A 22195-nucleotide genomic window follows, 5' to 3' on the forward strand; every position below is an offset into this window, starting at 1 on the left:
CACATCATTCGTGCTCTTTCCAAGCAATATTACTTTTCTAAAATATCTTCTAACAACTTCACTTGCTCGCTAACAGTTTGTAACGTCTTCACTGACGTATCATTTCGATGTTTTTCTTCTTCCACACTCGCTAGCACTTCTTCTGTAGCTGTAGAAGTTTGCTGAATTACGTTAGAAGCATGCGTAACATCCTTTACGATATTCGTCGTTTTAACTTGGAAACTTTCTTGTTGAACAACAACCTCTCGCATTACTTCATTAATCGCATCAATAAACTTCCCTAAATCAGTTACATTTGTTAAAACGCTTGCTAACATCTCGTTACATTCTTCTTGTACTCTTTCTGACTTCTCTACTTGCACTTCTACCTTACTTGCTTGATTACTAAACTCCTTCAAAATCCCTTGAATTCTTCCCGCAGAACGATTTGATTCTTCAGCAAGCTTTAACACTTCACTCGCTACAATAGCAAAACCTTTTCCATGCTCGCCTGCCCTCGCAGCTTCAATATTTGCATTTAAAGCTAGCAAACTCGTCTGACTTGAAATATTCGTTATTACATCTACAATTTCATTAATTTGTTTCGATTGCATCATTAAATCTCTAAATATAATTCCAGACTGTGAAACAACATCATTTAAACTTCTCATGTTAGTTTCAAAATTTCTTAGAGTATGTACACTACCTTTTGAAATTTCTAAGCTTTCATCCACATGAGCCGATGCAGTTCTTACTTGAGAGATGATTTGCTCAATATTTCCCTCCATATCATTCAATACTTCTACCGAACGATACATCATCTCTGATTGTGATTGCGTACCAACTGCCACCTCTTCAAAGGCAAAATTAATTTCACTCATCGATTCCATCGACGTGTTCATATTTTGTCTTAAATGATTGAAATTACTATCTAGTTTCACAACTGTTTCTTCAATAAGTCTTTGCGTCTCTTCTAACTCCTGAGCTTTTCTCATTACTTCTTGCTTCTCATCACTTAAACGAAGGAGCAGATTAGAACCGATTTTCGTGACGCCCCACATAGCGATTGTTACAATCGCTAACAAACTTGCGAAATTAGCAGCTTCAGATGAGGCTGTATAAGCAAAAAATTGCTCCGGCCAATAGCTACAAAGGATAAATGTGATCACAACAGCTACCCCGCCAATAATTAAAATGAGGCGCTCGCTTAAATAAATAAGTGAAACAGCTAATGTAAAATAGACCATTTGAAATACAGCCGGGCTTTCATTAAAAGCTTGTACCATAATGTAAGACATTGTAAGCAACATAAATGTCATGATATATTTATACGCTGATTCCATACTTTTTATAAAAGTAAAAAGCGTTCCAAATGCAACGACAGAAATACCACAAATCCAAAATGCTATGGCTCTCTCTGTAAAAATATATCCATAATACCCAATTGCGATTATCCCAAGGAAGAAACTACAAATCGTTATAAACAGTAATAAATGATTTTTCTGTGATTCTTTCTCAAGGTTAGAAAAACAAGTCCTCTTTAACCACTCCATATGAAGCCCCACCTTCTACTTATACATATCAATTACTTCAGTTTAAATACCGCACTTACTGGGTTATGATCGCTATTTTCAAACTTTAAATCTTTCCCTTGTACATTTACAATCTCTACATTCGGTGAAACGATAAAGCCATCAATAATAGTGACGAAATTTTCACCTTCTACATATTTCTTTACATCATCTCTTACAGTCATAACAGACGGATCTACAGCCCATTTAAAGCCACCGTCTGTAAAGTCCTTCGGTAACTCTACTAACCACTCAGGACGCTCTTTCACGAACTTCGGATCACTTAATTGAGCGTTCGAAACCAATTGATTCCAATCTCCACCCATTATTACGTAATCACCATTTTCATAATGCTTGTTCATATATTCTTTTAAATACTCTACTTGCTGTTTTCTAATTTTCCCGCCTTCATCATAAGCAGACAAATGTAAATTTACGAGTCTAACATGTTTTCCATTATTAACAGGAATTTTATATTCCACAATTGCTCGATCTAAATCAAACAAACGCTTTGGCCAAGGCTCCATTCCAGGCAGCTGGAACCTCTTCGCTTCTTGAACAGTGTATTTAGAAAACGTACTTAATCCAGCCTCCGCATATCCCATTGGATTTGTTATTGGCACTGGAACCCATTTCGTATCGTAGTTCTTGCCAAATGACGAAACATAATCAGGTAATCCTTTTTTCAAAAATTCATGTTCATTTACATCAAATGAACGAAGTGACTTTATATCAACTTCTTGTAATAGTGCAAAATCACTATTCTCATTTTGTAAAAACGAAAGCATATTCTTTAAATTAGTTTCCGTTTGCTCTTTACTACTTGAACCAGATCCCTTTCCACCATCCATAAAGAAATCTTGATCCTTATCTAACCCAGCATATCCAATATTAAATGTTGTAACTTTAAACTCATTTCCAGTCGCTAATACGCGCTCCTTATTATTCTCTACCTTCAAGCTTATAACATCAGCAGGCTGTTCTTTAGTAAGTGTTATATAAGCTAGAAATCCTCCTACAATGCCCGCTACTACTAAAACACATGTAAATACGATTTTTAAAAATTTCTTCAAATAAATGACTCCTTTTCACGCAAATTTATTTTTCTTTATTTTCAGTCAAATAAAACAAAACGACACACATAAGAAACATTTTATCATAATTAAAACCGTATATCACTATATTTAGTTGATAAGTAATCGATCCCATTTTAATTACTTAAAAAGCCTTCAGACATCAAAAAAAGAAAAGTTACACCCTCCTCCTCACTGGAAATTAAACGGTATATTTAGTACACTATATGTAATAATCATAGGCGATGGAGTTCGCCATAAACGCTGCTTAGCTAATGACTCCTACCAGTATGGATACTGGTAGGAGTCTATTTTTTTGAGCAAGCTATTTAAAGAGGTGAGAAAATTGATTTATATTATCGTTGGCATTGCTGGTATATTAGGAGCTCTTTCTCGTTATTATTTAGGTCTTAATATCAACACATTTTGGCATCATTCATTTCCATTGGCAACATTACTCATTAACTTAATCGGTTGCTTTTTCTTAGCGTGGCTAACTACTTATATCGCTCGGCTAAACATCTTACCTTCAGAGGTTATCACAGGCATCGGAACTGGATTCATCGGTTCCTTTACGACTTTTTCAACATTTAGTGTAGAAACTGTGCAATTGATCAATCATTCTGAGTGGAGCATAGCCTTCTTATATGTATCATGCAGCATACTTGGTGGCCTCATTATGTCTGGCCTTGGCTATACACTTGGAGATTTCTTAATTAAGAAATCTCTTACAGAAGGTGATTACTCATGATAGAAGCTTTATTAGTCGCAACAGGAGGATTTTTCGGTGCGATTACACGATTTGCAATTAGCAATTGGTTTAAGAAAAGAAATAAAACACAATTTCCAATTGCTACATTCCTTATTAATATAACAGGGGCATTTTTACTTGGGTATATAATTGGCAACGGAGTCACTACAGGCTGGCAACTATTATTAGGTACTGGATTTATGGGCGCATTCACTACATTTTCTACGTTTAAATTAGAATCTGTTCAGCTTCTCACTCGTAAAAAACTATACATCTTCCTTTTATATTTAAGTGCTACTTACATAATTGGTATCGCCTTTGCCTTCCTTGGAATGAAGTTAGGCGGAATATAAAAAAGCGACTCTATTGAGTCGCTTTTTTTCATAAGAAATATGTCCCGCCATATGGAATGGAAAATAAACCAGCTGGATGTACATCGTAATGTATAATTTGCATCGGAAGTTGTGAATACGGCATATATTGACTTTGCATCATTTGTGCAAAATATGCTTGTTGCTGCATTTGAATAGCTTGATTCACAGCATGAATTGTCCCTTGTGCCCCAGCCAGCGTAATAGCAGCTCCTACTTGTCTACCATTATAAAAATAATGATTCATCATGATTCATCTCACTTATTCTTTTTCTTCCATATGGTATGTTTCTATTTCATAGTGAGTGTTTTGTCCCTATCTATTGCCCTTTTTCAGCTTTGAAGTAATAAATCCAAATAGCAATACACCAATACCACTAAGGAACAATATATAACTTATCGGTACTAGGAAAAAGAAAGGTTCTTCAAGAAATCCATCCGCTCCTACTTTACTGTTTGAAGCATGTATCGTTAAAGAAATAATCGCTAAAATCATGAAAGAAATAGCTACTACGTATTTATTTTTCATTTCACATTCTCCTCTACTTATGTAATTCCCCTTAGATTCTTACCATCATATTATCTAAAAAAGAATTAACAGTCAATAATTATTTATTGTTAAACAATAAATAATTATTGAATAAACAAACAACAAAAAGGTTTGCAAAGCATCTTAAATCACTTCGCAAACCTTCTAAATTATAAATATTTACACTTCAAACCTCTTGCTTAATACAATATACATTGCGCAAAATAGCACGAATATCCCAGCATAAATTAACAAAATCTCTACACTAAACATATCCGACAACGGACCAAATATTATCATTCCTAAAGGAAGCGCGCATGAATTCGCAATTTGTACAAGGCTAAACATCCGTCCGTGCATTGATGGTTCTACTTTCTCCTGCAATAACACAGTAACTGGTGTATTGAAGCACGGCATTGTTATACCAATTAAAAAATTAAAGACTAAATACATAATAAATATCGGTGCTATTCCGAGTCCAATCATAAGCAGTCCATATAATGCACAAGCTAGCGCTGTTGTATGCATACGATTACGAAAACCACCCCACGCTGCAATCAATACGCCACCAGCTGCCGCACCCGCACTAAAGGTCATCTCACTAGCAGTAAGTCTCCACATTTCGGCCCCGAAAGAACGAGTTACCATTAAAGGTGTTAAAAAAGCAGCTGGACTTATTAAAATCATGACGATAATCAATAAAACGATTAGCCTTTTAATAAATACATTTTCTTTTAAATAAGTGAACCCTTCTTTAATTCCTTGTAGATTAGATTTTTGCTTACTTTCTACATTCACATGTCCTTCCACATGAATGACAAACATAATACTAATTCCAATCATAGCTGTAATAACATCAATAAAAAATGTTGTTTCAATGCTGGCAATAGAAAGAATCGCAGCACTTGCTGATGGAGAAAGAAACATAATTAAAGATGTAATACTGCTATTTATTCCATTTACTTTCATAAGATACTCTTTCGGAACGATTTGCGGAATTAATGCATTCACAGCTGGCGTTTGTACTCCTGTTCCAGCTGAACGAATGAGTAACACAATAAAAAGTAACCAAATACTTTTATATCCTGTTAAAAATAAAATTGCTAAGACTAACGTCGCAATCGCTATAATTCCATCCGATAACATAATCATCTTTTTACGGTCATAACGATCAATCCAAACACCTGCAAACAAAGATATCGCAATTTGTGGTAGAAAACCGCAAACAGTTGAAATAGTCAACATCACTCCTGATGATGTTGTAAGGGTGATATACCATATAATCGCGTATTGCACGAGAGAGGAACCGAACAACGAAATAGTTTGAGCGGTCAAAAATAATATAATTTTCGTTTTCCAATTGTTTTCACTCATATGTTTCACACCCCCTTAACTAATCCCGTCTCTATATGAAAGATGCTATCTGCCCAATCAAGATAAAAACTTGCTTCGTGAGATACGAGTATAATGCTGCCCTTAAACTTAATTAACGCCTTTTGCAAAGCTTCCTTCGCTTCTGCATCCAAATGATTTGTCGGCTCATCTAAAATTAAGAAGTTACAAGGTGATAGTAATAATCCACACAGTTTCACCTTCGATTGTTCACCACCACTTAACGTACGAATTTCTTGCGAAACGTGCGTATCCTTCACTCCACACGCAGCTAAATGATGGCGTATTTCCTTCATATTCAGTTTAGGAAACTGTTCTGAAATAATTTGAAGCGGCGTTAAAGAATCATTGCTCCAATTTAAATCTTGCTCATAATATCCAATCTTTATTTGCTCTGAAAAGTGAAACTCTCCAGAAATACTAGCAATATTTCCAACGATTGTTTTTAATAAAGTAGATTTCCCTACTCCATTGAAACCTGTAATGACAAGTTTTTGCCCACCCATTACTGAAAAATTCAACTTTGGTAAGAGAGCGAAGTCGTAACCAGCTTCAAGATTATTTACTTCAAGAACTGTCTGAACTGAAATGGGAAGTTCCTGAAAATGAATAGACGGTTTATGAGTAAAACTTGGTGGCGCAATTCTTTCCATACGCTGTAATTGTTTTCTACGACCTTGCGCTATTTTTGAATTCACCCCAGCAATATTTCTACGAATATACTCTTCCGTTTTTTCAATTTTCTTTTGCTGTGCATAATATTGGCGAATATAATCTTTTCGCAAATGCTCCTTTTGTCTTACAAAATCTGAGTATTTGCCGTAATACTTCTTAACTGTTCCGAACTCTACATCACATATGCAAGAAGTTACCTTTTCCAGAAAATCAAAATCATGTGATACGACAATAAACGCTCCTTCAAAATTCATTAAATAATTAGCAAGCCACTCCACATGCTCCTTATCGAGAAAATTCGTCGGTTCATCTAGCAATAAAATATTAGGCTCTTCTAATAAGAGCTTCGCTAAAATTACCTTTGCACGCTGCCCTCCGCTTAATTCACCAATCACACGATTCATCCCAATCACATCAATACCTAAACCGGCTGCCACCTTATTCGTAATACTATCTACTGAATAAAAATCACGAGCCTCGAGCAGTCCTTGAATTTCTGCCGCTTTCAATAGTTGATTTTCATCTCCAGTCATCGCACTTTCTTCATATAACTTGTTCATTCTCTTTTCCATTTCATACAAATCATAAAAGGCTCTCTTTAAATATTGTGAAATGGTATAACCCTCATCAATTTCTGCGTATTGATCAAGATGTCCAATTTGAATATTAGGTTGCCACTTTATGTCTCCCTTATCAGGAATAATTTCCCCCACCAATATTTTCATTAATGTGCTTTTTCCTGCACCATTCTGTCCAACAATTCCCATATGCTCCCCTTTATGCAAATCAAAAGAAGCATTTTCGTATAATACTTTATCTATAAAACTATGTGATAAACTTTCCACTTTAAGTAAACTCATTTTTATTCCTCTTTTCCTGAAATTAAAAAAAGCAGAGAGATAGCGTCATTCGACACTAGCCCTCTGCTTCGTGGTTTTTCCTATACTACTCCAATTTATAGTAAAGACTCATCGGAATAATATACACAAAGGGCCATAGACAAAGCATTGTCTATGGCCCCTTAATCTATTTTATACACCAGCTGAAAAACCATAACGAAATAAGCATAGATACACTATACTTTTTTAGAAAAGTTATTCAGCCGATGAATATAGGGGATTTATACCCCTTGATTAAGCTCCGTACAACGCTTCACCGTATACATTTGTGCGGAGCAAAGTTTTCTAATGAGTTTTACAAATTTTATATAAAGCATATTATGCACCTTCCTTAATACTTAAAAAGGATTTTAGCATACGGTTTTACGAAGCGTCAACATTACTTCCGAATCTTTCAACTACTTGTTTTCAAAATATTGCTTCTGAAACATACACATTCTTATTGCATTATGATAGTTACCATCAACGAAAAACTCATCGATAAGCTCACCTTCTACCATAAACCCAACTTTTTTATAAACATGTACTGCCTTTTCATTTTCCTTATCCACAACTAAATAAATCTTATGCATATTTAGTACGGAAAAAGCGTAATCCATTGCTAAACGCGTCGCATCCACTGCATAACCATATCCTTGATAATTCGGATCAATAATAATTTGGAATTCTGTTCTACGGTGAATATAATCGATTTCTACTAACTCAACTAATCCAACCATTTCATTGTCTTTCTCAACAATAAATCGGCGTTCGCTTTGATCATGTATATGTTTATCATATAAGTCTTGCAGCTCCACAAATGCCTCATACGGCTCTTCAAACCAATACGACATAATATGCGCATTATTATTCAGTTCGTGTACAAACTTTAAATCTTCTCGTTCTAATGGACGTAACTTCAATTCCTGATTCATTCCTATAACCTCCAAGTAAAAGAAACCTCTTCACTTAATTTCTCAATTTTTTTCGATTTCAAACGCCCTAATTTCATTGTAAACTTTCAAGCAACTTGAAGGTCAAGATGTAAAAAAGTAGTGCTGACTTATGTCTGCACTACTACTCTTTTCTCAAATCTCTCATATTTGATATGTATAAAGCAATAACTAAAACAAGAATTGCTCCTGCGTATAATAACGTCTCCATCGGTTCCTCATGAGACACAATAATTAATCGAATTAAGGCCGTAATTCCGATATAAATAAAATAGCGTAACGGGAAATGATAATTCGATTTAAAATACTTAATAATTAATGCAATGAACTCGAAGTATAAGAAATAGACGATGATACTTTCAACCAATTTATAAGACGTATACTCTTTTGCCGAAAAAATATACTGCACGAACGTAATTGTCTCATTCACTAAGAAAATTGATAACACAATGGATAATATAATTAAGGCTATATTTAATATCCATTGCAAAACACTAGCTATAACATGATCGATATTAAATGACTTCATTTTCTCTTTAGACTCCCCTTCGTATAAGTACTTATTTATTATAGCAAAATTACGATTGGAAAGAAGTTAAATCATATATTCGTCCTTTGTTGTTGCCAGTGAAGGTGATGTTCATTGTTTGGAGGAGTCTTTTAACCGCAGAACTAGATTCCATATTAAGAAATTCCCTCAATTCGCTATTAGTAGTTATCACACTAAACAGAAGTGTGTAATCTTGTACAGCACGTAAATGAGCATGTTTAGACATACTATTGCAATTTGAACAACGCCATCCCTGTCTTTCTTTTAACATTGCCATTGTAAAACATTCCTCACACTGTACACCCTTTAGCAATTCCTCTTTTTTAATTTTATATTGCGCAAGAACATTTTGACGTTGCGGAATGTGCTCATTCATAATCTGGCCTATAAGTCCATTTATATTATCAATCACTTTTTCTTTATATTGATTTTTAATCTGTTTTATTCTATTAGGTAAATTTGCACTGTGGATAATTTTACTAGACAGTATTTCATCTGAAGTTTTAATAATTGTACGAGGGGAACTAATTACAACGAGGGATTCAATCGGAATATTATGTAAATCATGTAGGTTCAGCCATTTTCTCAGTTGCATCTCTTGCCGTTTCAGTTGTAAAAGCGGATCTGGGAACCCTTCTTCCGTAGTACCATCTGCTATTCGAATAAGCTGATTGAAATTTGCATCAAAAATTAATGTACCAATAATATTTTTTATTTCAAGAAAAAGAAGAAAATAAGATGAAACTATGAGAGTATCAATTTGGAAATAATGTTTTTGATCAAATAACCTAATATCATGTAAAATATGGTATTCTGCTTCGGGTAAAAAACTAAGTGGATACTCAATCGCCTGCTCTCCTTTATAGCCGGCCATAAATTTCGCTAGACTTTCAACCACCACATTCCTTTTTGGATGATGAGCAGGCAATCTTCTAAGTAAAGCTTCTAATTGCAGCAAATATACGGGCATTTTCCGCTCTTTCACAATTATTTTTATCCCCCTCAAAAATATATCAGCGATTTTTCAAATATATCAGCGCAACTCCAAATATATCAGCGATTTTCGAAATATATCGACTTACCGACAAAAACCGACACAACATACACACATAAAATCTTATACACAGTATAACATCACATCTAAAATCGCAATGTAAGCATAATGTGTATACCCCAATGTGATTACGCCATTTTCAAAATAAGAAATTTACATTCCCCCCATGTAAAAGACCTTTTTATAAGTATGAAAAAATTTTAGGAATTAATTTATCTTTTTTTAATGTTTTATTTAGAGGCAGTTTATAGTCGGGGATTAACATAAGAAACGTAGCGACTAAGTTTATATATGACGCACTGCTACTATAATCGCTAACCGTACTACTTGAAATCATAAAATAAGGAGACGATAAAACATGAACAAAAAAACAAAAGCACTATCATCCGTACTGCTCGGATTCACATTAGCATTAACAGGGTGTGCTGGTACTAAAGCTGAAGAAAATCATGGGAAACAAAAGCAAGAACAAGTTGCTAAAGAAACAAAAAAGGAAAATAAGTTAACGAAAGGCCAAAAAATGGCTAACATTCTTAGCAATACAAATTGGCAAGGTACGCGAGTATACGACAAAGATAAAAATGATGTAACAAAAGAAAATGCAAACTTCATTGGCCTTGCAAAATTTGATGCAAAGTCTGGAAGATATGAATTTTTTGATGCTAAAACAGGTGCAAGTCGTGGCGATAAAGGAACTTTCTTTATCACAAATGATGGGAAGAAGAGAATATTAATTTCAGAATCAATGAAATATCAAGCTGTTGTTGATATGACAAAGCTAAATAAGAATGTATTTACTTATAAACGAATGGGGAAAGATGCTAACGGTAAAGATGTAGAAGTTTTCGTTGAACATGTTCCATATAAAGAAAAAGAGCTTTCTTTCACTGATCCGGACAAGCAGCTGAACACGACTACAGGCGATATCGTTAAAAACATTGATGGAGATAAGATTTTAGGTGGAACCCTTTGGCACGGAACAAAAGTATTAGATGAAGCTGGTAATGACGTAACACAGTTTAATTCGAATTTTATAAGTCTAGCAAAATTTGATGACAAGTCTAATAAATACGAGTTTTTCAATAGCGAAACAGGTCAAAGCCGCGGTGATTATGGCTACTTCGATGTTGTACACGAAAATAAAATAAGAGCCCATGTTTCAATTGGAAATAACAAATACGGTGCTGCTCTTGAACTTACTGAACTAAATAAGAATAAATTTACGTATAAGAGAACTGGTAAAGACCAAGCTGGTAAGGATATAACTATATTCGTTGAACATGAACCTTATAAAGGTGATATGAAACCACAATTTAGCTTTTAAAAACGTTTGATTAAAGATCCTGTACTGAGTTACAGGATCTTTCTTATTAAGCAAGAGAACAAAAAGACGAAAAACATGTAGCTTTTCGTCTGCACAATATTCCCACCTTATAGTTGATGATTTACAAAACTTAAAAACATACCGATACAAAATAAAATTTGTGACCAAGTAAAAAGCGCCCTACTTATAGGGCGCTTTTTTATACTTAATGACTAATACTAGCTGTTGGGTATAATGTTGTTCCTCCAATTGAAACTTTTATTTCATTTGTTAATGGAACATTTTGTTCATTAATAATTGTTCTCCACCATTCCCATGCAAGACCTGTACATTCTCTTGCTACAATTTTTATATTTTTTGAATTTGGTGGGAGTGGGATAACTGTAGAGTAATGAGCCGTTTTGTCTTTTCCGCTACCATCCCATGTTTTATGTGTTAATACTTCGTTACCCTTTTGGTCAAATGTGAATTCATCCCAAGATACATCAAATTGAGCAACGTAAGCACCGTAATGATCAAGTGTCATTTTAGCACTTGAATATTCTGTAGTTGTCGTCTCAATATAATCTGTATTGTTATGAACAGCAGCAGTTGCATTATCTTTTAAGAAAGTACTTGTATATGAAATTGGGTATGCTGGATTTTTAAGACTTAATTCAGCATTATCTTTAATGATATTTCGGATTTCATTGAAATCTTTAGTAACAACCTTGTTATGCTCTTTCGCATCTCCGCCTAATACTACAGCAGTAAAGGTACTTTCTTCAAAAATATCTTTATACTGTCCACTTGTTTCAACGCTGTTATCCTTAAGTAAGGCTTTAAAAGCAGCTTGTACATCTTTGCTCTTAGATGTTGTTTCTAATTTTACATAAATCGTTCTACCATAAGCTACATTTGAAACCATAACAGGTGGAGCCGAATTACTTACGCCTTTTCGAGTTAACTCATCAAAAGTAACACTATTATCAAAAAGGTCGGATGGATTGTTAGGTAGTTCAGCACTTACCGTATAAAATATTTGCTTATACGCCGCTACCATCACTTTTTTCTCTCCGTTTGCAACCGCATTAAAATCAATGTTTAGACTGTTATCAAGATATTTAGCGTTAACATTAAGAGCACTTGCTATTTGTGATTTACTATAAACCATAGATTCCGTATACTGCATTCTTGCAGGTAACGTATGTGTTGTAGAATACTTTTCATTCCAAGTAGATACTAAATCGTCTACTGCTCCAGCTACATTACCATATGTCGGATTTTGGACAGTGATTGTATTTTCTTTTCTCATGCCCGGTAAGTCTATACTAATATTCAAAGGCTTTCTCTTAGCCACTAATAAACTTGGTTGATTGTCTGCAAAAGCTTTATTTGCAAGTTGTACAGCTCCTGGATACGTGCGATTCACTACAGAATCAATAATTGAAATATCGACTGGTGACGTTGTAAGTGATTTTTTCTCGCGTTCCACTACTACAAATTTACCATTTGAATTGATACTTTCTTTCGGAACAAAACTTTCTACTTTATCACCATTTACAGCTAAAACCTCTTGATTATTATATTTAAGATTTGCTATACCAGTATTAATGCCACTAGCATTTTTGGTTACATCAGTTACATTACTTGCTTGTGTTTCTGCGAAGGAAATAGATGAATAATTAATAGTGCATAAACTAACTAATAAACATGTAAGGAACTTTCTTCTTTTAGTGTTTTTCTTAATATTCAGAAAAATCACCCCGTTCTTTTTTTAGTAAAATATGATAATGATTGATAAATGATAGCTAACTGATAAACTTACATAAATGCTTTTAAAAGTTCTTGAATTAACGGGATTACGCCACCTACAAATTTTAAAACTGCCATTGCGATTTCCATATTATTTCCTCCTTTTTATTGCTACGAAAATGTGATTTATCTTTATGCCCTCATTATAGTGACCCCTTACACTTTTATCAATACACTCTGATATGCAATATTACATATACAAAAAACAAGCTGAATTCTTTTGAAAAATTATACAGAGATATTTTTTCGTTTGGTACATACTTGAAAAGGTGAAGCATTCTTTTGCATTTTATGAGTAATCACATAAAAAAAGCTGCTGCCTATAAAATATAGACAGCAACTTCAACTAGAGTAGCTTGCATAATCTACGCAAGACATTTTATAACTAATAAACTGCGATTGGCCCATAAGGACCATTAATAATTTCTATTTTTGTTTCAAAAATATCTGTCAAAAGTGTTGAGTCCATAACCTCTTCTACTGTTCCAAAAGCAGCAATTTGTCCATCTTTCATAGCACAAATTTTATCCGAGTATTTAGCTGCAAAATTTATGTCATGCATGACAGTCAAAATTGTTCTTCCAAATTCATTAGCTGCACGTCTTAAATGCTCCATCATTTGAACAGAACGAGCAACATCAAGGTTGTTTAAAGGTTCGTCCAAAAGTACATATTCCGTCTCTTGGCACAATACCATCGCTACATATGCCCTTTGTCTTTGACCACCAGAAAGCTCATCTAAATATCTATTCTCTAAACTAGTTAAATCTAAGAAATCGATATATTTAGAAATGATAACCTCATCTTCTTTAGTCAATCTTCCCTTTGAATACGGAAAGCGCCCAAATCCAACTAATTGTCTAACTGTAAGCCTAGTTACAAAATGATTTTCTTGTCGCAATATAGTCAAAACTTTTGCTAAGTCTTTTGATTTGGATTCAGAAACATCCATATTTGCTACCTGAATTTGGCCTTCATCCATATCTAAAAGTCTGCCAATCATCAAAAGTGTCGTGGACTTTCCAGCGCCATTTGGTCCAATTAAAGAAGTAAAGCCTGCTTTTGGTATTTCAATATCCAAAGGTCCTATTTTTACCTTATCAGTATAGAACTTTTTAACATTATCAATTTTTATCATAAAGCCCTCTTCCTTAAAACTATAGTTAAGAATATAATTCCACCAAATAATTCAATAATAACTGAAACTACACCTTGAGCATGGAATACATGATACATTAAAAAGTATGCGCTCGTCATTATTAAAAATCCTATAGCAAAAGCCATCGGAAAAATATATCTATGATCATAAGTTGCCGCTGCCTGATAACTCAAAGTTGCTACTAAAAAGCCGTAGAAAGTAAGTGGCCCAATTAGAGCGGTTGAAATGGACATCAGAATAGCAACTAATACAAGCGTATAAATTACACTAGGTTGATATTTAACTCCAAAAGAAGTAGCAACATCCTTTCCTAGTGACAAAACATTCAAATTCTTAGAATGGGCAAAAATTAATACTGCTACAATTATGATCATCGGAATTACAATAGGAAAATATGCAGGATCTGCATGATTAACAGAACCAAATAATCTTGCTTGTAAAATATCAAATTCTGAAGGCGCAAGTAGTTTTCTCATGAAAGTTGACACAGAATTTAACCCGGTACCAATAATAATTCCAACTAAAAGCATAAGTTGTAAATTCCCGTATTTACCGGAAAGTAACCATCCATAAAGTATCAAACTCATGAAGACCATAACAACAACTTGGAATAAAAATGATCCAATTCCATTAAAATTTATTAACGCACTAGCACCAAAGAAGAATACTGTACTCGTTTGAATTGCTGAATAAAGTGATTCGAAACCTAAAAGTGAAGGAGTAATAATTTTATTATTCGTAATAGATTGGAAAGCAACTGTCGACAAGCTATGGCAAACCGCAGCAATAATCATTGCAACAATAGCTACTATCCTTCTCTTAACGACTGGGATAAAAGAAGGTGAATCTATCGGAACTGGATTGTTATAAACTAAAAGTCCATATGAAGAAAGAAGACCTAAAGCAATCAATGTTATGAGTAAAATCCAATAACGTCTTGCTTCCTTCTTAGACCGAAAAGCGCTAGCTGATCTACTTTCATTATGAAGGCTAGAATCGATTTCGACATTTTCTTTTTTTCTATATTCTAATGTGATCATCGTAGCCTCCTTGGTTTTCTTTGTCTCAATAAAATAGTAATAAACACGACTGCTCCCACTGTTGCAAGTATTAAAGAAACAGGTAATTCAAAAGGCTGTATAATTGTTCGAGAAATGATGTCACAGGCAGTTATTGATCCCATTCCGATCACACAAACCCAAGGTAAATTACTCCTAAGATCATCACCTCTAAACATTGAAACGATATTTGGCACAATTAATCCTAAGAAAGGTAAGTGTCCAATAACAGCTGCAACAATTCCAACTGCAACAGAGATAAGAGCAGTCCCAAAAAGAACAATTCTATTGTAATTAACTCCAAGACTTGTTGCGACATCTTCTCCTAGTCCAGCTAAAGTCAATCTATTAGCATACATAAAAATAAGAAAAGTAATGATAACAATCAGCCATAAATATTCATATCTTCCCACCTGAATGTTAGCAAATGAACCTACAAACCAAGTTTCAATACTTTGCGTCTTTTGAAAAAGGAGTCCTAAAAAAGTAGACACTGCAGAAATTACTGCTCCAAGCATCAATCCGATAATCGGAACAATTAAAGACGAACGAAGCTTAACTCTTCTTAAAAATAGAAAGAAAATCATAGTTCCTATAAAAGAAAAAATGATTGCACCAGTCATTCTTTGAACTAAAGTCGGGGCAGGAAATAATAAATACACAAAAAGCAGGCCTAAGCCTGACCATTCAATCGTCCCCGTTGTAGTAGGTTCAACAAAACGATTCTGTGTAATTAATTGCATTACGAGTCCTGCCATCGCCATTGCAGCTCCAGTAAGCATTAATGCAACTGTTCTCGGAACACGAGTGATGAAAAACATCTCCATTCCGTCCTCTTGTCCACGTATATCATAAACTCCAGTAAACAGTGATATAATCCCTAAAATTATAACAACTATAACCGCTATTATAAAAGGTTTTGTCCATATTTTATTGTGATTATAAAACTGGGGTTGAGAAATATTCTCAACCCTAGAAATCATATTTTTTGACACTGTTTCGTACCCCTTTACACTACTTAGCTAAAGTTTTTGCAAGATTTCCAAATAACTCTATATAAGTTTGAATTGATTCATTTGTGTAAGTATCTTCTGGTGCATAAACAACTTGTTGTTTAGAAACAGCAGTTGTGTTTTGAAGAGCTGGTGATTTAGAAATAACATCCTTAGCAGGTGTTGACTTAGCTGCATCAGATGTTGCAGCATCACGATCTAATACGAAAAGCCAATCAGGATTTGTTTGTGCGATAGCTTCAACAGAAACATCATCACCTTTATGACCTGCAGTAGAATTCGAAACTTCTAATGCTGGAGTCCAACCGAAAATTTCATACATAGGTCCCCAAACGCGACCAGAGTGCGGCGCAGCAAAGCCAATATTTCCACCAGTAACGATAACACTCATAACTTTATCTTTTCCGTTATAAGCAGATTTTGCCTTTTCAATAGATTTATCGAAATCAGCTACTAATTGTTTAGCTTCTTTATCTTTAGCAAAGATTTTACCTAAAGTAGTTGTAGAATCTTTAAGTCCTTTTACTAAGTTTTCTCCAGGCTTAGTAGCCTTCTCAGAAACATCAAAATTAAGATCAATAACAGCTGCATTTGGCACTAATTTTTTGATTTCTTCATAATGATCAGCAAATCTTTGACCAACGATTACAAGATCAGGGTTTGCCGCTGCAATAATTTCTAGATTTGGTTCACGGTGATTCCCAATATTTTGAACTTTTTCATCCTTTTTATATGCTGAATCAGCAGGCATGATATCCTTTGGAGCAGCCGCTAATTTAATTCCCCAATCAGATAAAGTTTCAAAAGTTCTGTTATCCAAAGCAACTACATTCTTTGGGTTTACAGGTACTTTAACAGTTCCATGAGCATCAGTGATTTCAACCGTTTTTGGCTTATCACTACCATTATCTTTATTATTAGCCTTCGAAGTTTCTTTACTTGAATCTGAGCAAGCCACTAACATTAAAGTAAAAATTGCTAGAATACTCACTAATTTTAAAAGCATAGATTTTTTCATATGTATACTCCTTATAGTGTGATTTATTTCGAAAATGATGACATCCATAGATTGAATTAGAAGATAACTTTTATTCAATTGAATCGCTATTGATAATCATTTTCATTTGAACATCCTGTTAATTAGTATAGTCATTAATTCTGTGAAAATCTTGTGAATCGTATGAATTCATAAAATCAAGCATAAAAAGTAATATGTGCGGTCAGGACTGTTGATTAACCTTCATTAAATACTTTCTCAACAAATACGGGACAGAGACCTTCCCTTACAAAATACGCGCAGTAATAGCTAATATTTCACAGAAACTACTTTATTATCTTATTTTTATCATTCAACCATTGAATAGCCTCTGCCATGTATCGTTTGAATATATCTATCTTTCTTCTCGCACTTTAGCTTTTTTCTTACATACCCAATATATAAGTCTACTACATTCGGATTTACTACTACGTCATATCCCCAAACTTGATTCAAAAGCATTTCACGGCTTAATATCGTATTTTTATTCTTAATTAAAAATACAAGTAAATCGTACTCGCGCTTCGTAAGCGAGAGATTTTTGCCACCTTTTTTCACAATATTGCTAGATGCATCAACAAAGAGATCTTTAAACTGAAAAAAGTTTGTCTCATTTTGCTGGTTATAGTCACTTCTTCTTAAAATAGCTTGAACTCTCGCTACTAATTCTTCCTTCACAAATGGTTTTCTAATATAATCATCTGCTCCTGCTTGTAACCCTGCTATGCAATCCTCGCTAGAAATATTGTTGGTCACAATAATGATTGGTGTCGTTTTAACAAGTCGTATTTGTCTACAAATTTCTGGTCCCGATATACTTAATGAATCCCAATCCAATATGATAATATCCCAATCTTGCTCATATGCTATATTTAAACCTTGGTTTTCATTGTGAAGTTTTAAAATGAAATGGCCCTCTTGCGTTAAACCGCTTACGATTTTCTTTGCTGAAGACCGTTCATTTTTAATCACCAACACCTGCTTCACCGATGGTTCACCTCTACTTCAATATAAATTATTTAGATAAAAAAATTATCCCGAAAAAATAATTTAAGATTTATAAATTTAAAACCCCTAAATAATCCATTAAAACAGTTTATTAGGAGAACTCTATATAATCTTACAATAGGTATGGATAAAAACACAAAACATATGAAGATTCGAATAAAGTAAAAAAATAATAACTACTTAACAATTGAGCGTTTACAATCTGCTATAGTATCTACCCGCTTATCATCAATAACCATTTTTTATTCTCTCTTTCAGGGATACCGTCCCATCAACTTCAGCATTCTATAAAACCACAAACAAAAAGAACCATAACCTCACCAACCTGGCAAAATTATGGTTCATATTATACAAAATAAAAAACCACCAAATATGTATTGGTGGAGACGGTGGGAGTCGAACCCACGTCCAAAAATATCGGCACTTAAGCTTCTACGAGTGTAGTCGATATATTAGCATTTCGCGAACTCTTCGGCCTATCGACAGGCTTCCAAGTTGCTAGTCTGGTTGTTCTCTTCCTTTGTCCTCAGACGGCGAACTCCGGCGTAGTCCACTTAGTTTGAGTCCCTTACCCTACCACATGGACGATGGAGGGAGGAACCTTTAGTGCAATTAAGCAGCTAAAGAAAGATTGTTTTGTTTGCCAATTATAGGCTTTGACGTTTTAACGAGGCCGATCCCCTCGACTCGCAACCTAAGCTCGAACTATCCCTGTCGAATCCGTAACGTCCCCATGATAAAAATGGAGCATACGAAGAAAATATCGTGATAGCTACTAAGAGCTGTTTTTCAATGTGCAACAATCTTACATAAGTTATTATAACATACGCGCTCCATTTTACAAATGTAAATATCTGTATTACATCTTTTGGCGATCACGGAACGCGCGTGCAATTTCACGTTTAGCTTCTTTCTCTTTTAAATCGTGACGTTTATCGTATTGCTTTTTACCTTTTGCTAAACCAAGTGCCATCTTTGCAAATCCATTTTTTAAATAAATTCTAAGTGGAACTAATGCGTAACCTGTTTCTTTCGCAGCGCCCGCTAGTTTATCAATTTCTTTTTTATGCAGAAGTAATTTTCTCGTACGAAGTGGATCATGGTTGAAACGATTCCCTTGTTCGTACGTATTAATGTGCATATTATGAACCCATACTTCACCATTATGTACACGTGCAAACGCATCTTTCAAGTTTACGCGTCCAGCGCGAATTGACTTAATTTCCGTTCCTTGAAGGACAAGCCCTGCTTCGTATGTTTCTTCAATGAAATAATCATGAAATGCTTTTTTATTCTGTGCAATAACCTTACCTGTACCCTTTGGCATATAACGTCCCTCCTCTATTTTTACTATTGTAACAAATGTTAATAAAAAGCGAAAGTGGCTCGCTCAGAATCTTTGGACATTGGAACTCCCGACAGAGAAGCGCTTTTTGCTTCGTCCGAGGGAGTGAAATGGCCAACAGATTCTAGCCACTGTAGCTGGATTATATAAAAAGCGAAAGTGGCTCGCTCTCAAGCCACGAAGAAAAAAGAAAACGGCCCCGCTTTTCATCAAAGCGAAGCCACTCTTTTCTTACTTACGCTTTTTCTTTTTCTTCTTGAATCCTGGTACGTTTTCGAAGAATGCTTTTTTCTTCTTACCGTTACCATCTTTTTTTCCTGGCTGGCTAGCAGAAGCGGATGCAGATGCGGATCCTCTTCCTTTTCCTTTGCCACCACGGTCAAATTTTCTACCTGTGCCACGTTCACCGCCGCGCTCATTACTGCGCTCGCTACGTCCACCGCGTTTCTTTCTGCCTGTTCTTGGCTGTTCAATAACGACTGGACGATCTTTGAACTTACGGCGAGGTGTGCCTTTCATGCCAACGATTTCAAAGTCGATTGCACGCTCGTCTTTGTTTACGTTAATAACGCGAATTGTAATTTCATCACCGATGCGGAATACGTTTCCTGTACGTTCTCCGATCATAGCGAAATGTTGCTCGTCATAACGGTAGTAATCATCCGTTAAGTAGCTAACGTGTACAAGACCTTCAATTGTATTTGGAAGCTCTACGAATAAACCGAAGTTTGTTACAGAACTAATCATACCGTCATACTCTTCACCGATCTTATCAACCATATACTCTGCTTTTTTCATCTCATCTGTTTCACGCTCTGCTTCAACAGCACGGCGTTCCATATTAGAAGAGTGCTCTGCAATCTCAGGTAATTTTTCACGCCATTTTGCTTGCGTTTCGTTGTCGACTTTACCATTAATAATGTATTCACGAATTAATCTATGAACGATTGTATCTGGGTAACGACGAATTGGTGATGTGAAATGTGTGTAGAACTCAGTTGATAAACCGAAATGTCCTAAACTATCCGCATCGTAACGAGCTTGCTTCATAGAACGAAGCATAACTGTTGAAATAACTACTTCTTCTGGCTGTCCTTGAACCATTTCAAGAATTTGTTGCAGCGCACGAGGGTGCACTTCATTCGCACGTCCTTTTACCGCATATCCGAAGTTCGTTACAAACTCGAAGAAACGCTCAAGCTTATCTTCTTTCGGATCTTCATGGACACGGTACATAAACGGTACGTTCATCCAGTGGAAGTGCTCTGCTACTGTTTCATTCGCAACAAGCATAAATTCTTCAATTAACTTCTCTGAAACAGAACGATCACGCATAACAACATCAGTCGGTTTTCCTTCTTCATCCACTAATACTTTCGCTTCTTTAAAGTCAAAGTCAATTGCACCACGGCGCATACGTTTTTCACGTAAAATTTGTGCCAATTGACCCATCTCTTTAAACATCGGTACGAGCGGCTCATAACGCTTAATTAACTCTTCGTCCTCATCTTCTAAAATGCTTCTTACGTCAGCATACGTCATACGCTCTGTCGTTTTAATCACACTTTGGAAAATCTCGTGTTTAACAACATCACCTAAATTGTTGATTTCCATTTCACAAGATAACGTCAGACGGTCTACTTTCGGATTTAATGAACAAATACCGTTAGATAGACGATGCGGAATCATCGGGATTACACGGTCAACAAGATATACACTCGTCGCTCTTTCCGCTGCTTCAACATCAATTGGAGAGCCTTCTTGAACGTAATGACTTACATCCGCAATGTGAACGCCTAGCTTGTAGTTACCGTTCTCAAGCTTCGTTACTGTAACAGCATCATCTAAGTCTTTCGCATCTGCACCATCAATCGTTACGATCATTTGATCGCGCAGGTCGCGGCGATCTTTTAAATCTTCTTCTGAAATCGTTTCTGGTACACTGTTTGCATGCTCCATCACTTCCTCAGGGAATGCTAAAGGTAAATGATGTTTATGAATGACAGATAAAATATCTACTCCTGGATCATTTTTATGACCTAGAATTTGAATAACTTCACCTTCTGCACTTAAACGATTCTCTGGATAGCTCGTAATTTTCACAACTACTTTATGACCTTCTACAGCACCCATCGATGCGCTTTTCAAGATAAAGATATCACTCGTCCAGCGCTTATTGTCAGGTATAACGAATCCAAAGTTTTTCGATTCTGTATATGTACCAACTAGTTCTTTCGTTCCACGCTCTAAAATGCGTACAATTGAACCTTCTTGACGCGAACCGCTCGATTGAGAACTAAGGCGTGCTAATACTGTATCGCCATGAAGTGCACCGTTTAATTCTGTAGGCGGGATGAAAAGATCATCGTCTCCTGTTTTCTTCTCGTCTGGTACAACGAATGCAAAACCACGTGCATGTCCAATTAACTTACCTCTTACTAAATTCATCTTTTCAGGAAGACCGTAACGGTTGCTACGAGTACGAATAACAAGTCCCTTTTCTTCCATCGTTACAAGTGCCTTTACGAAATCTTTAAAGCCCTCAGAACCTTCAATCCCAAATGCCTCTTCTAACTCTTGTATCGTTAGCGGTTTATACGCTTCTTCTCTCATAAATAATAACAACTTATCAATATGTTCTTGTATGATTTCTTCCAAGCAAAAATACCTCCTTTAAAACCT

Annotated in this window: 20 protein-coding genes, 1 other RNA gene and 1 riboswitch; of the genes, 3 read left to right on the plus strand and 18 right to left on the minus strand. The window is 35.2% G+C overall.

Going from position 1 to position 22195, the window contains the following annotated elements; genetic code table 11:
- Positions 1-29: 29 nt before the first annotated feature.
- Both AB6801_RS12995 and AB6801_RS13000 read right to left on the minus strand, forming a co-directional pair.
- Positions 30-1532, minus strand: coding sequence for a DUF4077 domain-containing protein (locus AB6801_RS12995; RefSeq protein ID WP_000455077.1), 1503 nt, complete (start codon positions 1530-1532; stop codon positions 30-32).
- A 32-nt stretch (positions 1533-1564) separates the two neighbouring features.
- Positions 1565-2623 carry an endonuclease/exonuclease/phosphatase family protein gene (locus AB6801_RS13000; protein WP_000714047.1) on the minus strand — a complete coding sequence of 353 codons (1059 nt, stop codon included), beginning with the start codon at positions 2621-2623 and terminating at the stop codon, positions 1565-1567.
- Between the two features lie 232 nt (positions 2624-2855).
- Positions 2856-2915, plus strand: a riboswitch (Fluoride riboswitch).
- Between the two features lie 54 nt (positions 2916-2969).
- Between AB6801_RS13000 and crcB (AB6801_RS13005) the strand changes: the two genes are divergently transcribed.
- Positions 2970-3374 carry a fluoride efflux transporter CrcB gene (crcB, locus tag AB6801_RS13005; RefSeq protein WP_000639312.1) on the plus strand — a complete coding sequence of 135 codons (405 nt, stop codon included), beginning with the start codon at positions 2970-2972 and terminating at the stop codon, positions 3372-3374.
- Positions 3371-3727 carry a fluoride efflux transporter CrcB gene (gene crcB / locus AB6801_RS13010; protein WP_000568582.1) on the plus strand — a complete coding sequence of 119 codons (357 nt, stop codon included), beginning with the start codon at positions 3371-3373 and terminating at the stop codon, positions 3725-3727. The genes crcB (AB6801_RS13005) and crcB (AB6801_RS13010) overlap by 4 nt, the downstream gene beginning before the upstream one ends.
- A 28-nt stretch (positions 3728-3755) precedes the next feature.
- On the opposite strand, the gene AB6801_RS13015 is transcribed toward crcB (AB6801_RS13010), so the two are convergent.
- From AB6801_RS13015 to AB6801_RS13045, 7 genes are all read right to left on the minus strand, one after another.
- Complete coding sequence (locus AB6801_RS13015) at positions 3756-3995, minus strand: DUF3947 family protein (protein ID WP_000980955.1); 240 nt, start codon at positions 3993-3995, stop codon at positions 3756-3758.
- Between the two features lie 66 nt (positions 3996-4061).
- On the minus strand, positions 4062-4274 hold the full coding sequence (locus AB6801_RS13020; RefSeq protein WP_000792611.1) for a DUF3955 domain-containing protein: 213 nt from the start codon (positions 4272-4274) through the stop codon (positions 4062-4064).
- Between the two features lie 180 nt (positions 4275-4454).
- Complete coding sequence (locus AB6801_RS13025; RefSeq protein WP_001293760.1) at positions 4455-5648, minus strand: MFS transporter; 1194 nt, start codon at positions 5646-5648, stop codon at positions 4455-4457.
- A gap of 5 nt (positions 5649-5653) precedes the next feature.
- A complete protein-coding gene (locus AB6801_RS13030; protein ID WP_000054864.1) occupies positions 5654-7201 on the minus strand; it encodes an ABC-F family ATP-binding cassette domain-containing protein in 1548 nt (515 codons plus the stop codon).
- A 437-nt stretch (positions 7202-7638) separates the two neighbouring features.
- A complete protein-coding gene (speG, locus tag AB6801_RS13035) occupies positions 7639-8154 on the minus strand; it encodes a spermidine N1-acetyltransferase (RefSeq protein WP_001071092.1) in 516 nt (171 codons plus the stop codon).
- A gap of 142 nt (positions 8155-8296) precedes the next feature.
- A complete protein-coding gene (psiE, locus tag AB6801_RS13040; RefSeq protein WP_000834708.1) occupies positions 8297-8701 on the minus strand; it encodes a phosphate-starvation-inducible protein PsiE in 405 nt (134 codons plus the stop codon).
- A gap of 49 nt (positions 8702-8750) precedes the next feature.
- The gene (locus tag AB6801_RS13045) at positions 8751-9713 is read right to left on the minus strand and encodes a nuclease-related domain-containing protein (protein ID WP_033667456.1); all 963 of its coding nucleotides are present in this window, start codon (positions 9711-9713) and stop codon (positions 8751-8753) included.
- A gap of 421 nt (positions 9714-10134) precedes the next feature.
- On the opposite strand from AB6801_RS13045, the gene AB6801_RS13050 reads away from it, so the two are divergent.
- Positions 10135-11100 (plus strand): DUF4822 domain-containing protein, encoded by a 966-nt coding sequence (locus tag AB6801_RS13050; protein ID WP_001036621.1) that lies wholly within the window; start codon positions 10135-10137, stop codon positions 11098-11100.
- Positions 11101-11305: 205 nt separating this feature from the next.
- Here AB6801_RS13050 and alo read toward each other — a convergent pair whose 3' ends face one another.
- The 9 genes from alo to rnr all read right to left on the minus strand — a co-directional run bounded on the left by alo (position 11306) and on the right by rnr (position 22171).
- The gene (alo, locus tag AB6801_RS13055) at positions 11306-12844 is read right to left on the minus strand and encodes an anthrolysin O/cereolysin O family cholesterol-dependent cytolysin Alo (protein WP_000576744.1); all 1539 of its coding nucleotides are present in this window, start codon (positions 12842-12844) and stop codon (positions 11306-11308) included.
- Between the two features lie 435 nt (positions 12845-13279).
- Positions 13280-14032, minus strand: a complete 753-nt coding sequence (locus AB6801_RS13060; RefSeq protein ID WP_000590071.1) for an iron ABC transporter ATP-binding protein — start codon at positions 14030-14032, stop codon at positions 13280-13282.
- On the minus strand, positions 14029-15093 hold the full coding sequence (locus tag AB6801_RS13065) for an iron chelate uptake ABC transporter family permease subunit (protein WP_000631244.1): 1065 nt from the start codon (positions 15091-15093) through the stop codon (positions 14029-14031). Before AB6801_RS13065 ends, AB6801_RS13060 begins: the two co-directional genes overlap by 4 nt.
- On the minus strand, positions 15090-16106 hold the full coding sequence (locus AB6801_RS13070; protein WP_000042063.1) for an ABC transporter permease: 1017 nt from the start codon (positions 16104-16106) through the stop codon (positions 15090-15092). Before AB6801_RS13070 ends, AB6801_RS13065 begins: the two co-directional genes overlap by 4 nt.
- 19 nt (positions 16107-16125) lie before the next feature.
- The gene (locus AB6801_RS13075) at positions 16126-17142 is read right to left on the minus strand and encodes a siderophore ABC transporter substrate-binding protein (protein WP_000749436.1); all 1017 of its coding nucleotides are present in this window, start codon (positions 17140-17142) and stop codon (positions 16126-16128) included.
- A gap of 327 nt (positions 17143-17469) precedes the next feature.
- Positions 17470-18147: a response regulator transcription factor gene (locus AB6801_RS13080; RefSeq protein WP_000815809.1), complete on the minus strand. Its 678-nt coding sequence runs from the start codon at positions 18145-18147 to the stop codon at positions 17470-17472.
- 399 nt (positions 18148-18546) lie between these two features.
- Positions 18547-18901: a transfer-messenger RNA gene (ssrA, locus tag AB6801_RS13085) on the minus strand.
- Between the two features lie 126 nt (positions 18902-19027).
- Positions 19028-19495, minus strand: coding sequence for an SsrA-binding protein (smpB, locus tag AB6801_RS13090; RefSeq protein WP_001123919.1), 468 nt, complete (start codon positions 19493-19495; stop codon positions 19028-19030).
- Between the two features lie 249 nt (positions 19496-19744).
- A complete protein-coding gene (rnr, locus tag AB6801_RS13095) occupies positions 19745-22171 on the minus strand; it encodes a ribonuclease R (RefSeq protein ID WP_000391096.1) in 2427 nt (808 codons plus the stop codon).
- Positions 22172-22195 lie beyond the last annotated feature (24 nt).

The sequence above is a fragment of the Bacillus sp. RCC_6_1 genome, from assembly GCF_041360755.1.
Taxonomy (GTDB): domain Bacteria; phylum Bacillota; class Bacilli; order Bacillales; family Bacillaceae_G; genus Bacillus_A; species Bacillus_A cereus.

What these genes read in the sequence shown, in the direction of transcription:
- AB6801_RS13075 (WP_000749436.1), bottom strand. Translation starts at nt 17,142, where the DNA reads ATGAAAAAATCTATGCTTTTAAAATTAGTGAGTATTCTAGCAATTTTT.
- speG (WP_001071092.1), bottom strand. Translation starts at nt 8,154, where the DNA reads ATGAATCAGGAATTGAAGTTACGTCCATTAGAACGAGAAGATTTAAAG.
- AB6801_RS13030 (WP_000054864.1), bottom strand. Translation starts at nt 7,201, where the DNA reads ATGAGTTTACTTAAAGTGGAAAGTTTATCACATAGTTTTATAGATAAA.
- AB6801_RS13050 (WP_001036621.1), top strand. Translation starts at nt 10,135, where the DNA reads ATGAACAAAAAAACAAAAGCACTATCATCCGTACTGCTCGGATTCACA.
- AB6801_RS13015 (WP_000980955.1), bottom strand. Translation starts at nt 3,995, where the DNA reads ATGATGAATCATTATTTTTATAATGGTAGACAAGTAGGAGCTGCTATT.
- AB6801_RS13060 (WP_000590071.1), bottom strand. Translation starts at nt 14,032, where the DNA reads ATGATAAAAATTGATAATGTTAAAAAGTTCTATACTGATAAGGTAAAA.
- psiE (WP_000834708.1), bottom strand. Translation starts at nt 8,701, where the DNA reads ATGAAGTCATTTAATATCGATCATGTTATAGCTAGTGTTTTGCAATGG.
- crcB (WP_000568582.1), top strand. Translation starts at nt 3,371, where the DNA reads ATGATAGAAGCTTTATTAGTCGCAACAGGAGGATTTTTCGGTGCGATT.
- AB6801_RS13020 (WP_000792611.1), bottom strand. Translation starts at nt 4,274, where the DNA reads ATGAAAAATAAATACGTAGTAGCTATTTCTTTCATGATTTTAGCGATT.
- AB6801_RS12995 (WP_000455077.1), bottom strand. Translation starts at nt 1,532, where the DNA reads ATGGAGTGGTTAAAGAGGACTTGTTTTTCTAACCTTGAGAAAGAATCA.
- AB6801_RS13065 (WP_000631244.1), bottom strand. Translation starts at nt 15,093, where the DNA reads ATGATCACATTAGAATATAGAAAAAAAGAAAATGTCGAAATCGATTCT.
- AB6801_RS13025 (WP_001293760.1), bottom strand. Translation starts at nt 5,648, where the DNA reads ATGAGTGAAAACAATTGGAAAACGAAAATTATATTATTTTTGACCGCT.
- smpB (WP_001123919.1), bottom strand. Translation starts at nt 19,495, where the DNA reads ATGCCAAAGGGTACAGGTAAGGTTATTGCACAGAATAAAAAAGCATTT.